The organism is Ensifer adhaerens, assembly GCF_000697965.2.
Lineage (GTDB): Bacteria > Pseudomonadota > Alphaproteobacteria > Rhizobiales > Rhizobiaceae > Ensifer > Ensifer adhaerens.
In genome coordinates, this window is the sequence record NZ_CP015880.1 from 3,650,801 (window position 1) to 3,664,051 (window position 13,251).

The 13,251-nt window shown below is 61.6% G+C and carries 10 protein-coding genes; 3 read left to right on the forward strand and 7 right to left on the reverse strand.

Translation table 11 applies throughout. The features are described 5' to 3' along the window. Positions 1 to 24: 24 nt before the first annotated feature. A complete protein-coding gene (locus tag FA04_RS17680) occupies positions 25 to 1,932 on the reverse strand; it encodes a propionyl-CoA synthetase (protein ID WP_034800151.1) in 1,908 nt (635 codons plus the stop codon). Between the two features lie 112 nt (positions 1,933 to 2,044). Next, complete coding sequence (locus FA04_RS17685) at positions 2,045 to 2,704, reverse strand: YggS family pyridoxal phosphate-dependent enzyme (protein WP_034800150.1); 660 nt, start codon at positions 2,702 to 2,704, stop codon at positions 2,045 to 2,047. A 223-nt stretch (positions 2,705 to 2,927) separates the two neighbouring features. On the opposite strand from FA04_RS17685, the gene leuS reads away from it, so the two are divergent. The 3 genes from leuS to holA are packed head-to-tail and all read left to right on the forward strand — an operon-like array spanning position 2,928 to position 7,112. After that, a complete protein-coding gene (leuS, locus tag FA04_RS17690) occupies positions 2,928 to 5,555 on the forward strand; it encodes a leucine--tRNA ligase (RefSeq protein ID WP_034800149.1) in 2,628 nt (875 codons plus the stop codon). Then, entirely contained in the window at positions 5,542 to 6,066 is a 525-nt protein-coding gene (gene lptE / locus FA04_RS17695; protein ID WP_034800148.1) for an LPS assembly lipoprotein LptE, read from the forward strand. Before leuS ends, lptE begins: the two co-directional genes overlap by 14 nt. Before the next feature lie 11 nt (positions 6,067 to 6,077). Beyond that, entirely contained in the window at positions 6,078 to 7,112 is a 1,035-nt protein-coding gene (gene holA, locus FA04_RS17700; RefSeq protein WP_034800147.1) for a DNA polymerase III subunit delta, read from the forward strand. 208 nt (positions 7,113 to 7,320) lie between these two features. On the opposite strand, the gene FA04_RS17705 is transcribed toward holA, so the two are convergent. From FA04_RS17705 to mnmE, 5 genes are all read right to left on the reverse strand, one after another. Then, a complete protein-coding gene (locus tag FA04_RS17705) occupies positions 7,321 to 8,211 on the reverse strand; it encodes a ParB/RepB/Spo0J family partition protein (RefSeq protein WP_034800146.1) in 891 nt (296 codons plus the stop codon). Between the two features lie 35 nt (positions 8,212 to 8,246). Continuing rightward, positions 8,247 to 9,041, reverse strand: coding sequence for a ParA family protein (locus FA04_RS17710; protein WP_034800145.1), 795 nt, complete (start codon positions 9,039 to 9,041; stop codon positions 8,247 to 8,249). 14 nt (positions 9,042 to 9,055) lie between these two features. Further along, entirely contained in the window at positions 9,056 to 9,697 is a 642-nt protein-coding gene (gene rsmG / locus FA04_RS17715; RefSeq protein WP_034800144.1) for a 16S rRNA (guanine(527)-N(7))-methyltransferase RsmG, read from the reverse strand. Further along, positions 9,694 to 11,577 (reverse strand): tRNA uridine-5-carboxymethylaminomethyl(34) synthesis enzyme MnmG, encoded by a 1,884-nt coding sequence (gene mnmG, locus FA04_RS17720; RefSeq protein WP_034800143.1) that lies wholly within the window; start codon positions 11,575 to 11,577, stop codon positions 9,694 to 9,696. The genes rsmG and mnmG overlap by 4 nt, the downstream gene beginning before the upstream one ends. Positions 11,578 to 11,667: 90 nt before the next feature. Continuing rightward, positions 11,668 to 12,996, reverse strand: a complete 1,329-nt coding sequence (gene mnmE, locus FA04_RS17725; RefSeq protein ID WP_034800142.1) for a tRNA uridine-5-carboxymethylaminomethyl(34) synthesis GTPase MnmE — start codon at positions 12,994 to 12,996, stop codon at positions 11,668 to 11,670. Positions 12,997 to 13,251 lie beyond the last annotated feature (255 nt).

A 13,251-nucleotide genomic window follows, 5' to 3' on the forward strand; every position in this document is an offset into this window, starting at 1 on the left:
ATTCATGAGCCGGCTTAGCAATCGTTATACACCGATGCCGCGCCCTTGCAGCGCAACGGTGATTTCGTCGAGGATGACTGGATCGTCGATCGTCGCGGGCATCTTCCAGGGCTGGCGGTCAGCGATCTTCTGGATCGTGGCGCGCAGGATCTTGCCCGACCGCGTCTTCGGCAGCCGCTTGACGCAGATCGCCAGGCGGAAGGCGGCAACAGGTCCGATGCGTTCGCGCACGAGGCTGATGACCTCGCGCTCGATCTCCGACGTTTCACGGGAAACATTGGAGTTTATGACGAGGAAGCCGGCCGGGACCTGGCCTTTCAGGTCGTCGGCAATGCCGATCACGGCGCATTCGGCCACATCGGGGTGGCTGGCGCAGACCTCCTCCATCGCTCCGGTGGAGAGGCGATGGCCAGCCACGTTGATGATGTCGTCCGTCCGCGCCATGATGAAGATGTAACCATCCTCATCGAGGTAGCCGGCATCGGCAGTCTTGTAGTAGCCGGGAAACTCGTCGAGATAGGCCGCACGGAACCGATGGTCAGCATTCCAAAGCGTCGGCAGGCAGCCTGGCGGCAGCGGCAGCTTTACCACCACATTGCCGAGCGTACCGGCGCCAACCGGATGTCCGGCATCGTCGAGAATCTGGACGTCGTATCCCGGCAGCGGAACCGCCGGAGAACCGTACTTTACCGGCAGGAGCCCGAGCCCCATCGGATTTCCCGCCACGGGCCATCCCGTTTCCGTCTGCCACCAATGGTCGATGACGGGCACGCCGAGCGCGTTTTCTGCCCATTGGATCGTGTCGGGATCCGCCCGTTCTCCGGCAAGAAACAACGCGCGGAATTTCGACAGGTCGTACCGGCGAACGTGGGAAGCCTCCGGATCTTCCTTGCGGATCGCTCTCAGCGCCGTCGGCGCGGTGAACATCACCACGACGCCGTGTTCGGCAATGATGCGCCAATAGGTGCCTGGATCCGGCGTGCCGACCGGCTTGCCTTCGAACAGGATCGAGGTGCTGCCGTTGAGGAGCGGACCGTACACGATATAGGAGTGGCCAACGACCCAGCCGATATCGGACGCAGCCCAGAACACTTCGCCCGGCTGCACGCCGAAGAAATTCTCCATCGACCATTTGAGCGCGACCATGTGGCCGCCATTGTCGCGCACCACGCCCTTGGGCTGGCCGGTCGTGCCCGACGTGTAGAGCACATAGAGCGGATCGGTCGAGGCGACCGGAGTACAGCCGACCTCTTCTCCCGCCTGCTTGGCCGCCGCCAAAGCCGCAGCGAAATCGAGGTCGCGTCCCTCGGTCATGGCGGCTTCCGCCATCTCGCGTTGGAAGACGAGGCAATGGGCCGGCTTGTGGGTCGCGATGTCGAGCGCCGCATCCAGCAGCGGCTTGTAGGCCACGGTGCGCCCAGGTTCGATGCCGCAGCTTGCGGACACAATGAGCTTGGCCTGGCAATCGTCGATGCGTACGGCGAGCTCGTTGGCGGCAAAACCGCCGAAAACCACGGAATGCACGGCGCCGATGCGCGCAGCCGCCAGCATAGCAACCGCCGCCTGCGGGATCATCGGCATATAGATAATGATCCGGTCGCCCTTGCCAACGCCGAGTTTCCGGTAGACGGCGGCAAGCGCTGCTACATCGCCGAGCAGAGACGCATAGGAGATGCGCTCGACCCGCCCGGTGACGGGACTGTCATAGATGAAGGCGATTTGCTCGCCACGGCCCGCGGCCACATGGCGATCCAGGCAATTGTAGCAGGTATTGGTGATGCCTTCGGCGAACCAGTGCCCATAGATGCCAGCGTCCGCATCAAATGCACGTGCCGGTCTTTCAAACCAGTCGATCGCATTGGCGGCATTTGACCAGAAACTCTGCGGGTCCGATTTCCAGCCCGCGTACACGTCGGCATAGCGACTCGCCATGTCCGTTCCTCCCTGCGCATATTGCCGGACATGTCCGGCCTCCTCGTGCACAAGGATAGGCTAATGAGAGACGAGGGGAACCCCGACGAAAGCGGTATGTGACGAACGGACCTCAGCGCGCGCCGAAAATGGCCGAACCGACGCGAACGCCGGTGGCGCCGAACTGGACGGCCGTCTCGAAGTCGCCTGACATGCCCATCGACAGCTTCTCGAGCTTGCAGGCAGCAGCCAGCTTCGCGAGCAGGGCAAAATGCGGGCCGGGATTTTCTTCCACCGGCGGAATGCACATCAGTCCCTCGATCGAAAGACCCAGCTCGTTGCGGCAGAGATCCACGAAGGCAACGGTCTCCTCCGGCGCGATGCCGGCCTTCTGCGGCTCCAGCCCGGTGTTGACCTGGACGTAGAGCCTAAGCGCCCGGCCCTGCCTCTGCATTTCGGCCGCAAGCGCGCGGGCGATCTTCTCGCGATCGACCGTCTCGATGACATCGAACAGCGCGACGGCTTCCGCCGCCTTGTTCGACTGCAGCGGGCCGATCAGGTGCAGTTCGAGACCGGATGTCTCGGCCTTCAGCTCCGGCCACTTGCCCTGCGCTTCCTGCACGCGGTTCTCGCCGAAGACCCGCTGCCCGGCGGCAATCACCGGGCGGATGGCGTCGGCGTCGAAGGTCTTGGAAACAGCGACCAGCGTGACGGCACCCTTGGCGCGACCGGCAGACTTCTCCGCTGCCTGAACCCGGCTCACGACATCCTGCAACCGCTCTTGAACTTCCATGGACCTGCTCTCCGACACGGGATTTCCAAACCACTGACCGAGCGGCTTAGGCAAAGTTGAGCCGATTGCCAAGGCCGCTCCGCCATGGACAGGCTCAAATCCGCCAAAGTGTCGCGGCAAACCCTTCAAAAACTTGACCGTCAGGCGGTTTCGTGGTGAAGGTCACCCCAATTATCATGAGGCGCCACTATGCGCCGCAGAACTTCCGGAACATCGAAAAGACATGTCTAGCGAACGATACAATCCGCGTGATGCCGAGCCCCGTTGGCAGCAGGAATGGGATAAGAACGAGGTCTTCCAGACCGAGAACGACGATCCGCGCGAAAAGTACTATGTGCTCGAGATGTTCCCCTATCCCTCGGGCCGCATCCACATGGGCCACGTGCGCAACTACACCATGGGTGACGTGGTAGCGCGCTACAAACGCGCCCGCGGCTTCAACGTGCTGCATCCGATGGGTTGGGACGCCTTCGGGATGCCGGCCGAAAACGCCGCAATGGAGCGTGGCGTGCACCCGGCCAGCTGGACCTACCAGAACATCGCCTCGATGAAGGCGCAACTGAAGGTTATGGGCCTGTCGCTCGACTGGAACCGCGAGTTCGCCACCTGCGACCCCGCCTATTACCAGCGCCAGCAGTACCTGTTCCTGGACTTCCTGGAAAAGGGCCTCGTCTACCGCAAGCAGTCCAAGGTCAACTGGGACCCGGTCGACAACACCGTGCTCGCCAACGAGCAGGTGATCGACGGCCGTGGCTGGCGCTCCGGCGCGCTGGTCGAACAGCGCGAACTGACGCAATGGTTCTTCCGCATCACCGACTTCAGCCAGGAACTGCTCGACGCGCTCGATACACTGGATCAGTGGCCCGAGAAGGTGCGCCTGATGCAGAAGAACTGGATCGGCCGCTCCGAGGGCCTGTCGCTGCGTTGGGAAATCGTCGAAGGCACCGCCGGCGACGCAACCGAGCTCACCGTCTACACCACCCGTCCGGACACGCTCTTCGGCGCCTCCTTCCTGGCGATCGCCGCCGATCACCCGCTGGCAAGGCAGGTGGCGGCCAGCAACCCTGAGGTCGATGCATTCTGCGAGGAATGCCGCCGCGCCGGTACCTCCCTTGCCGCGCTGGAAACGGCAGAGAAGAAGGGTATCGACACCGGTATCCGTGCCAAGCATCCGCTCGATCCGAGCTGGGAGCTGCCAGTTTATGTCGCCAATTTCGTGCTGATGGACTATGGCACGGGCGCCATCTTCGGCTGCCCCTCCGGCGACCAGCGCGACCTCGACTTCGCGCGCAAATATGACCTGCCGGTCGTTCCCGTCGTCATGCCGAGGGACGGCGATGCCGCGACCTTCGCCATTGGTGACGAGGCCTATATCGGCGACGGCGTGATGATCAACTCGCGCTTCCTCGACGGCCTGTCGACGGAAGACGCTTTCGAGACCGTTGCTTCGAAGCTCGAGAAGGAAATGCTCGACGGTGCGCCGCGTGCCGAGCGCAAGGTCAATTTCCGCCTGCGCGACTGGGGCATCTCGCGCCAGCGCTACTGGGGCTGCCCGATCCCGGTCATCCATTGCGAGGACTGCGGCGTGGTACCAGTTCCGAAAGCCGACCTGCCGGTCGTGCTGCCGCCGGACGTTACCTTCGACAAGCCGGGCAATCCGCTCGACCGTCACGCCACGTGGCGCCACGTCGCCTGCCCGCACTGCGGCAAGGACGCCCGTCGCGAGACCGACACGATGGACACCTTCGTCGATTCGTCCTGGTATTTCACGCGCTTCACCGCACCCTGGGAAGACAATCCGACCGACCCCAAGGTCGCCAACCACTGGCTGCCGGTCGATCAGTACATCGGCGGTATCGAGCACGCCATCCTGCATCTGCTCTATTCGCGCTTCTTCACCCGCGCGATGAAGGCCACCGGCCATGTTGCCGTCGACGAGCCGTTCAAAGGCCTGTTCACGCAGGGCATGGTCGTGCATGAAACCTATAGCCGCGGCGAAGGCGCCCAGCGCGAATGGGTGACGCCGGCCGAGATCCGCATCGAGGAGATCGATGGACGCCGTAGCGCGACGCTGATCGAAACCGGTGAGGAAATCACCATCGGCTCGATCGAGAAGATGTCGAAGTCGAAGAAGAACGTCGTCGATCCCGACGACATCATCGCTTCCTATGGCGCTGATACCGCCCGCTTCTTCGTTCTCTCCGATTCGCCGCCGGATCGTGACGTGATCTGGTCGGAAGCCGGTGTCGAAGGATCGCATCGCTTCGTGCAGCGCGTGTGGCGTCTGATCAGCGAAGCGGCCGAGAAGCTGCGGGCAATCGAGGCCGCCCCGGCGCTCGAAGGCGAGGCTCTCGCTGTTTCGCAAGCCGCGCACAAGACGCTGCGCGCGGTCGAGGCCGACTACGACAAGCTCGCCTTCAACAAGGCCGTGGCGCGCATCTACGAGCTCGTGAACACGCTTGCCGCACCGCTGACCCAGGTAGCAGCCGGCAAGGCCGACGCGGCCCTGGCGGGGGCTGTGAAGGATGCGACGACGATCCTGATCAACCTCATCGCACCGATGATGCCGCACCTCGCCGAGGAATGCTGGCGCGAGGTCGGGGGCGAGGGCCTGATTGCGGAACGCGGCTGGCCGGCTTTCAACCCCGCTTTGGTCGTCGAGAACGAAATCACCATGCCGGTGCAGATCAATGGCAAGAAGCGCGCCGATTTGACAATCGCTCGCGATGCGGATCAGAGTGCGATCGAAAGCGCCGTCCTGGCGCTCGATGCCGTCAAGTCCGCGCTCAACGGCAGCAGCCCCAAGAAAATCATCGTCGTGCCCCAGAGGATCGTCAATGTCGTTGTCTGATAGAGCTGGTTTCCGTATCCGGTCGATTCCGGTTCTGGCTGGCGCGCTCATGTTGACCGCGCTCGCCGGCTGCCAGGTCCGGCCGCTCTATTCCGACCCGGTCGGCACCTCGACGGCACTGGCGGCGATCGAGATTTCCGAAGCCACCGACCGTGTCGAGCAGGAAGTGCGTAACGCGCTGATCTTCCTGGCCGCAGGTGGTCAGGGCGAGCCCGTGAATCCGCAGTATCACCTGGCGCTCACCGTCACCCACCGGTCGATGGGCGTGCTCTACGATCAGGCCAAGGACCGCGCCGGCGCCGGCCGTATCGTCGTCAAGGCGGACTACAATCTGACGAAGATCGGTACGGGCGAGACCATCAAGTCCGGCAACCGCACCGCCGTTGCTCTCGTTGACTTCCCGGTCCAGGAATTTGCCAAGGTGCGCGCCGTTCGTGACGGTGAAAACCGCGCAGCCAAGGAACTCGCCGAGCTGATCCGGGCCGACATCGCCGCGGCTCTCAGCCGCTAACGGGTGTCGGCATGAGCGAGGTCAAGTCGCACGAGTTCGACTCCTTTCTCCAGAAGTCAGCCGGAATCTACCGGCTTTTCATCCTCTACGGGCCCGACCGCGGGCTCGTCTCCGAGCGTGCCACTGCAATCGCCGCCCGTTGCGGCGTGCCGCTCGACGATCCGTTTTCCCTGTTGAAGCTCGATGTCAGCGAACTGACGCAATCGCCCGGGCGGCTGCTCGATGAAGTAAACTCGATCGGCCTCTTCGGTGGAGAGAAGCTCGTCTGGGTCCGTGGCGCAGCCAATGAAAAGCCGCTGGTCGATGCGTTGCAGATCCTTTCGTCCGAGCCACCGACCGGAAGCTATGTGATCGTCGAAGCCGGCGACCTCAAGAAGGGCTCCGCACTTCGAAAGATCGGCGAGAGCGCGCGTTCGGTCGCCTGTATCGCCTGCTACAGTGACGACGCGCGCAGCCTGCAGGCGCTGATCGACAAGGAACTCGGCGACGAGAAGCTGGGCATCAGCACCGCAGCACGGCAACGGTTGCTGGAGGCGCTCGGTGGCGACCGCCTGGCCTCACGAAACGAGCTGCGCAAGCTTGCGCTCTACTGCCGTGGCAAGTCCACGGTGGACGAAGAAGACGTGCTCGATATCGTTGGGGATGCCAGCGCCATCTCCGTCGACGATGCCGTCGATGCCGTGCTGAAGGGCGACCTCGATGGATTGCTGCATGCGATGCAGAAGATCACCACATCCAAGACGCCGGCCTTTCTGGTGCTGCAGGCGTGCCTGCGCCAGTTTCAGCAGCTCGATGTGATGCGCGCCGAGATGGATGCAAGCCGCCAGCAGGCGGGGCAAGTGATCGCGACGCTGGGGCGTGGGCTGCACTTTCGCCGCAAGCCGATCGTCGAGGCAGCCTTGAAGCATTGGTCGAGCCCGGCCATCCGCCGCGAGCTCAATCGCCTGCAGACGACCATCTTTCAGAGCCGCAGCCGTGCGAGCCTGGAGGAAAGCCTGGTGCTGCAGAACCTGATGGCGATCGCGGTGCAATCGGCGCGACGCTGACCTGCCTCTGTCGACCCAGTCCCGTTACCGCAGCCTAGTGCTCGAATTTCGCCAACAGGTCTTCAGGCTGCATGAGGGAGATGGGTGGACCTCGCCGTCCGAAATTCAACTGGACGCCAAAAGATCTCATCATATCAAATAATTAGGCGCGCCGCTCGTTGGAGAGACGCGCCATCAATACGCCTAAGCAAAAATACGCACGAGTGGCTTATCGCCGCTCGAGCAGCCGGCAGATTTCTTCCAGTTGATCCAGCGTCTTGTAGGCGATGCGCAAATGACCACCGGATGCCTTGTGGTTCACGGTAACCTCAAGCCCGAGGCTATCCGACAACGTGCGCTCGAGCGCTAGCGTATCGGCATCCTTCTCGTCGCGACGGACGGTCTTGCCGTAATTCGGATCGTTCTGCGCGCGAATATCGTTCTGCGCGATGCGCTCGGCGTCACGCACCGAGAGCCCCTTGGCAATGATCGTCCGGGCGAGGGTAGCCGGATCCGAGGTCGGAATGAGTGCACGGGCATGTCCAGCCGAAAGCGCGCCTTCCGACAACATGTCCCGAACAGGTTCCGGCAGTTTCAAAAGACGCAGGCTATTGGCGACATGGCTTCGGCTCTTGCCGATGATCTCGCCGAGATCGTTCTGCGTATAGCCGTGCTCTGCGATCAACTGCTCGTAGCCAAGCGCTTCGTCGAGCGGATTGAGATCCGAGCGCTGGACGTTTTCGACGATAGCGATTTCAAGCGCCGTGCGATCGTCGACGTCGCGAATGATAACCGGGATTTCGGTGAACCCGGCCAGTTGTGCGGCACGCCAGCGGCGCTCGCCGGCGATGATCTCGTAGCGATCGACGCCGATGGTGCGAGCAACGACAGGCTGGACAATACCATGCTGACGGATCGAATTGGCGAGATCCTGGAGTTCGGCTTCGTCGAACTGACGACGCGGGTTGCGCGGGTTGCGCGATACGAACTCGATCGGCACGCGCCGATCCGGATTGACCGGGGCAGGGGCAGCTGCCCCTGTTTGCAACGGCTGATCCATCTCGCCGATCAACGCGGCCAGTCCGCGACCAAGCCGCCTCTTCGAGCTATCGTCGTTCATATCGTCACCCGAGTTAAATTACGCTACCGAAATGATTATGCCGCTTTGCGCTGGCGCTCGCGTTGAATGACTTCGGAGGCCAGTTGCAGATAGGCCTGACTGCCAGCGCACTTCAGATCATAAAGAATGGCCGGCTTGCCATAGGAAGGCGCTTCCGAGACGCGAACATTGCGCGGGATCAGGGTGTGGTAGACCTTGTCGCCGAGATGCGTCCGCACATCGCTAACAACCTGCTGTGCCAGGTTGTTGCGCGAATCGAACATGGTCAGGACGATGCCCTGGATATCCAGGCTCGGATTCACGGTTCGGCGAATCTGATCCACTGTCTCCAGCAGCTGGCTCAGACCCTCGAGCGCGAAGAACTCGCACTGCAGAGGGACAAGCACCGAATGGGCGGCCGCCATCGCGTTCATCGTCAGCAAGTTGAACGATGGTGGGCAATCGACGAGCACGTAGGAATATTCCATCGCGGCGGGGCTAACCAAGGCCTTGCGTAAACGGAAGACACGATCCGGTTCCTGCGAAATTTCCATCTCGACGCCGAGAAGGTCCATGGTCGATGGAATGATCGAGAGGTTCGGAACGGCTGTCTGTTGAGCGATCTCGCCGATCCCGTGCGATCCCATCATCAGCTCATAGGATGACAGGTTCCGATCGCGGCGTTGAATGCCGAGCCCGGTGCTGGCGTTGCCCTGCGGGTCCAGATCAACGATCAGAACGTGTTCGCCGATAGCCGCCAATGCGGTCGCCAAATTGATGGCGGTCGTGGTTTTGCCGACGCCGCCTTTCTGATTTGCGATTGTGATGATCCGGTTTTTGCGACCAAACATGTTTCCGCTCGCGATCACTGGGCCCTGCGCGCCAGATTTGCGATCTCGAGCACGACAGAATCCGGCTCGACCACGCTTGGATGTTTTACCAGATCAAACTGATAGCGGCCAACGGCTTTGTCGATTTCGCGCTGGTAATCCCGCCCTTTGTGGAAGTAGGCGACCGCTTTCTGCTCCTTCGCCGTCATCCATGGCGCAGAATAGTCGAGCAGCAAGGTCAAATCCGCGAGCGCGCGCGCCGAAACCGCGTCCGCGCGGGGAATCAATGCGCCTGCTTCTTCGATTCGAACCGGGTGAACCGAGCCGCGCGCACCCGTCTCGGCCAGAGCTACACGCAGAAAGGCAGCCTTCTTGTTGTTGCTTTCAACGAGATGGACCCAACCGTCGCCAAGTTCGGCGAGATAGATCGCCGTGATGACACCTGGAAAGCCGCCACCGCTGCCGAGATCGACCCAGGTCTTCGGACCGGGCGACAACTGCGCGAGCTGCAAGCTATCGACAATGTGCCGACGCCAAAGATCCTCGATAGTGGACGGCGCAACAAGATTGATCGACTTCGCCCACTTCTGAAAGAGCTTGGCAAAATGCTCCAGCCGTTCATTCGTTTCACGTGAAACACGCAGTCCGTTCAACACATCGATTGGACTCGCCTTCATTGTACGCCGGCCTTTTCTTCACGTTCTACGGTTCGGTTCTGACGCTTCACCCACGCCAGGATCAGCGATGCTGCTGCCGGCGTCATACCGTCGACCTTCATCACGTGAGCCAGATTGCGGGGCGCCTGCTGCTTCAGCTTCTGCTTCAGCTCGTTGGAGAGGCCCGAGAGCATATCGAAGTCGAAGCCATCGGGTATGGCAAGATTTTCCTCGCGCTGAATGCCGGCGATATCCGCTGCCTGCCGATCCATATAGACCGCATAGACCGCATCGATCTCAAGCGCCTCAACGACGCGCGGACCAATCGACAACAGCTCGGGCCAGATGGGCTGCAAGCCGGCAATCGACTGATCGGGATAGGACAGGATCTCGAAAGCAGTGCGCCGTTGGCCATCCTGGTTGAGCTTAAGGCCATGACGGTTACCTTCAGCCGGGGTTACCGAGAGGCCTTTCAACAGGGCACGTCCTTCGTCGAAACGCGCGCGCCAATCGACAAAGCGTTCGCGCCGCGCAGCCGAGATGCAGCCGACCTCCATTGCAAGCGGTGTCAGGCGCGCATCGGCATTGTCGGCCCGCAGCGACAATCGATACTCCGCGCGGGAGGTGAACATGCGATAGGGCTCGGTGATCCCGCGCGACGTCAGGTCGTCGATCATGACACCAATATAGGACTGCGTTCGGCTGAACACGATTTCGTGACGGTTGGTCGCGGCCAAGGCGGCGTTCAAGCCGGCAACAAGACCTTGCGCGCCGGCTTCCTCATAGCCGGTCGTACCGTTGATTTGACCGGCGAGGAAAAGCCCTGGCATCTTGCGGACGGCAAGGGTCGCGTTCAGTTCACGCGGGTCGACGTGATCGTACTCGATGGCATAACCAGGCTGCAGTATCGCGACATTCTCCAATCCCGGGATCGTCTTGATAAAGGCTTCCTGGATGTCAGCCGGCAGCGACGTCGAAATGCCGTTCGGGTAGATCGTATCGTCGTCGAGACCCTCCGGTTCCAGGAAGATCTGGTGGCCATCACGCTCGCCGAATCGTACGATCTTGTCCTCGATGGACGGACAATAGCGCGGTCCGACACCCTCGATCTGTCCCGAGTACATCGCCGACTTGCCGATATTGTCGGTAATAATCTTGTGCGTCTCTTCCGTCGTCCGCGTCACACCGCAATCGATCTGGCGATTCACGATCCCGTCGGTCATGAACGAGAAGGGCACGGGATCTTCGTCTGGACCTTGCCGGCCAACACGCGCCCAGTCAATGGTGCGTCCATCCAGGCGGGCGGGCGTTCCGGTCTTCAGGCGGCCGAGCCGCAACCCAAAACGCAGCAAGGTTCCCGAGAGCCCGACGGACGGTTCCTCACCGACGCGACCGGCCGGTATCTTCTGATCGCCAATATGGATGAGGCCCTTCAAGAACGTGCCCGTCGTCAGAACAACGGAGTTCGCTTGAAAGCTGCGGCCGTCCTTCATGACGACACCGTGGATGCGGCCTTGCTCTTCCAGAAGGTCGAAGGCATCGCCCTCGATAACGGTCAGATTCTCGATGGCAGCGATCTCCCGCTGCATGGCTTCGCGATAGAGGCGGCGATCGGCTTGCGTACGCGGTCCGCGCACTGCCGGACCCTTACGGCGGTTGAGCAAACGAAACTGAATACCGCCGGCATCAGCGACGCGCCCCATCAAGCCGTCCATCGCGTCGATCTCGCGGACCAGATGTCCTTTTCCCAAGCCGCCGATCGCCGGGTTGCAGGACATAACGCCGATCGTGGATGCCTTGTGCGTGATCAACGCTGTGTTGGAGCCCAGACGCGCAGCCGCAGCCGCGGCTTCGCAGCCGGCATGGCCACCGCCAATGACGATTACGTCAAATTGCATCATTGCCTCTTCTCCGGGGTTGACCCGGCACGAATCGTTTCACGTGAAACACAACGAAGGACTCGCACACGTTGTATTGCACTGGCCTACTGGTTATTTCCCGATACAGAATTCAGAAAATATCACATCGAGAAGGTTCTCAACATCCACGCGGCCGGTTATCCGTCCAATTGCGTCGCCAGCAAGGCGCAACAGTTCCGCGCGTATATCCAGCCCCAAGTCCTGACTTGCCAAGCTGTCGTCGATCGACCGCTGCGCCTGCCGGAGACTATCGACATGGCGCCGCCGCGAAGGCAGCGACAGCGAGGTCCGCCCACTGAGATCCGGCAGGTGCGCCGCGATCGCGTCCAGCAGTCGCTCCATGCCTTCGCCGGTTCTCGTCGAGACCAACACATCCACGGCCCCCTCGCGCCAGCCATCACTGCCGCGATCAAGTTTGGTTCCAACCCGTAGCACGGGCGTCGTGTCGGATGGGAAGTCGGACATGACATCAAAACCGTCCGGCGCATCGGCCAACAGCAAGATCAGATCTGCTCTCTCGATAATTTCTCGTGCGCGACGAATACCTTCTTGCTCTACTCTCTCGTCGGTTTCCCGCAGCCCCGCCGTATCGTAGAGCTTAACGGAGAATCCGGCTAAGGAAACGTCCACGGAAAGAACGTCGCGGGTCGTACCAGCAATCTCGGTGACGATTGCAATGTCACGCTGGGCCAGTGCATTGAGCAAGCTCGACTTGCCGGCGTTCGGCGCACCGGCGATGACGATCTTCAGGCCGTCGCGGATGATCTCCGCGATCGGCGCATCGGCAATATGTGCTGCTATCTCTTGCGACAGCATGGACATATCCTGCCAGATGCGCTCGCTGACCGAGCCCGGCACATCGTCTTCATCGGCAAAATCGAGCTCGGCCTCGATCATCGCCCGCGCATGGGTCAAGCGCTTCGCCCAGCCGGCATAGATCTTTGATTGTCCACCGCCGGAGTGTTCGATCGCGAGCCGGCGCTGCATCTCGGTTTCCGCAGCAATCAGGTCGGCGAGACCCTCCACCTCGACCAGGTCAAGCTTGCCGTTCTGGAAGGCGCGGCGCGAAAACTCACCGGCTTCCGCATGGCGCAAACCCTCGAGCTTCGAGAGTTCCTCAAGCAAGGCGTTTACTGCCGCCCGACCACCATGGATCTGAAGCTCGGCGCAGTCTTCTCCTGTAAAGGAGGCAGGTCCGCGAAAATAGAGAACAAGGCCGCTGTCGATGACATCGCCGTTACGGGACCGAATCGATCTAAATGTCGCCGACCGAGGTGTTGGCACACCACCACACAACGCCTGCAACACCGCTTCGGTGCGCCCGCCGCTGATACGCACGACTGCGACGCCGGCGGGCAGAGATCCGCTGGAAAGCGCATAAATCGTGTGCGTCGCTGTCATGGGCTCACCTGAAAAGACCGCGGACACGCAGGGCGCGTCGATGGTCGATGCAATGGGGATCGTCGAAGTTCCGGACCGGATCGTTCCGCTTCGCGGAGCGCGCTCACGCGGGGCAAACGCTATCTCAATGGGTCGGCGTGCTTATGCCGAAAGAATGCCGAAATTTCAAGGCCTCGCCGTATCCTCGTATTTCACGGTGCGCACGTGTTTCACGTGAATCAGCAGAAACGGTGTCTGTCTGATTGCGGGCCTAGT